Consider the following 2,237-nt stretch of genomic DNA (forward strand, 5'->3'; position numbering starts at 1 on the left):
CGAGTGCGCAAAGGCCGTAAATAGTTTTGGTTACTGCTTCAGGAGAGCCCTTAATGTACTTAATACGTTGTTTCTTGGGATTATTGTTGTGATTCGGAATAAATTCTGTAGACATGGCTAAAAAACTTAATTACGTTTACAATGATTATTGTAATGATTATAAAAATGATTGTCAAGGGTTTTGAAAAAAAATTAAGAATGTAGAATTAAGAATGTAGAATTAAGAATTAAGAATTAAGAATTAAGAATTAAGAATTGAGAATTAAGAATTGAGAATTGAGAATTAATAATTATACATTCGGCCTTCTGCCTTCTAAATTCTACATTCTGGCTTCTGGCTTCTGGCTTCTGCCTTCTAAATTCTGCCTTCTAAATTCTACATTCTACATTCTGGCTTCTGGCTTCTGCCTTCTAAATTCTACATTCTTAATTCTTAATTCTACCTAAACTTCCGAACCTTCAAAATAGCTAGCACTAAGATCCAGCTCTAAACTCCCTTGGACAATAGCAATCAGCTCATTTCCTAGGAATATCCCTGTACCTGACGGTAAACCAATCGGCGATGAATCCAAGCGATAATCACTTTTAGAACCACCAAGTTGAATAACATCCTCGCCAGTATCAAAATCCGTAATCAGAGCATAGTCATCATTCCCTGCTTCATCATACTGAATCACAGTACTTTCAGGGAAAAATTGAGACTTTCCCCCTAGCACTAATCTATCGGCTCCCTCCCCACCACTAAGAGTATCAATACCACTGGTATCAATGACCTTGATAGTAGTAGAGTTACCGTCTTGAGACAAGGAAATACCTCCACCTGTGAGAGTGTCATCCCCTAACCCGCCAGAAATCGAGTCATCTCCACTCAGGCCAGCGATAATGTCGTTACCTTCTCCACCATCAAGAGTATCATTTCCTGTTCCACCTACAAGAATGTCATCACCTTCTCCTCCAGAAAAGGAATTATTACCACTCGTGCTAGTCAGAATGTCATTGCTTCTCTCTTCAGAAATCTGATTTCGATTAAAGCTCCTATTCAACGAAGAAATGCCGACTCTAGGTTCCAAAAAGGAAAGAGGATTAAATTCCTCTAGCTTGATGCCAGACTCAGATCCAGAAAAAAAGCTATCGTCACTGCCATCAAAGAAACTAATTCTAGATAAAATCATCGTTTTTACTCCTTAGTACTTATGTAAGCTATCAGCTATCAGCGTGTCGCGTATCAGCTATTAGCTATTAGCTATTAGCGTGTCGCGTATCAGCTATGGAATAAAAGAGGTAAGCATTCGTTTAATCTGAGTTAAGTCCCAGCGTCGAAGCCTGTGCCACGAAGGAGGTTTATTTTAAGCTGTTCGCGTAGCGTGAGCTTTTAGTTCACGGCTGACCACTGACGGCTGAATGCTTACGTACTTATTTTTTAGTAATCGAACCTAATCCTAATATGTTTCTAATGACGTTTTTAGGATTGCCGTAATAATTGATATTTCCTAACCCAAATACATTAGCAGTAAGCTTTTCAGTTGCATAAACATCTACTTGGGAAGCACCAAATAGGTCAACCTTAGCTTTTGTAGAGGAAAGATTTTTACCATTGACATCAACGGCTCCATATACCTTTAGATATAGCTCTTTCGTATTGCCATATAGTTCAGTCTTGCCGCTACCATTTTTCTCAATCTCTAACCGCTGATTATTGACATTGTAAATTTTCACATAATTAGCGCCATGGCTAGATAGTTGCTCGATATTTTGGCTAGATGCTTTAATTGTTAAGAGGGTTTTAGGAGAAATACTTTTTTCAGGATAAATGAATAGGGTATTATCCCTGACTTCTGTAATAATTAGGGGCAAAATATTATCATCACCGCTAATTTCAAGATTGGTAGTTGGCTGAATAACAATTTCAATGTCATAACTACCACTAACGTCAATCCCAGTAAAGGGGCTAAGTTTTCTGCTTTCCGTTTTCAAAACACTACTACCTTGAACACTCATGGTATTAAGCTGACTAACAACTGGTGCTTTAACTGGCTCAAGCCAAATAGTATCTAACCCACTAACTAAGTTAAACCCACTAACAGCTAATGCTAGGAAAACAGGTATCTTAGAGAACATTGTTTTTTTTACTAACCCCCTTTTGCTTAACTTCAGCTACTCCTTAGCTACTCCTTAATTGCCAGGATTCATGTGCTTTATTTGTAAGTAGTCAGCTGATACCTGATTACTTACAAATA

Annotated in this window: 2 protein-coding genes; both read right to left on the bottom strand. The window is 37.8% G+C overall.

Annotated features, from left to right (window positions below):
* Nucleotides 1-443: 443 nt before the first annotated feature.
* Nucleotides 444-1,172: a calcium-binding protein gene (locus F6K37_RS38965; RefSeq protein WP_287256585.1), complete on the bottom strand. Its 729-nt coding sequence runs from the start codon at nt 1,170-1,172 to the stop codon at nt 444-446.
* A 241-nt stretch (nt 1,173-1,413) separates the two neighbouring features.
* Nucleotides 1,414-1,998, bottom strand: a complete 585-nt coding sequence (locus F6K37_RS38970; RefSeq protein WP_287256587.1) for a head GIN domain-containing protein — start codon at nt 1,996-1,998, stop codon at nt 1,414-1,416.
* Between the last annotated feature and the right edge of the window lie 239 nt (nt 1,999-2,237).

This window comes from Moorena sp. SIO4E2, assembly GCF_010671945.1.
GTDB lineage: Bacteria > Cyanobacteriota > Cyanobacteriia > Cyanobacteriales > Coleofasciculaceae > Moorena > Moorena producens.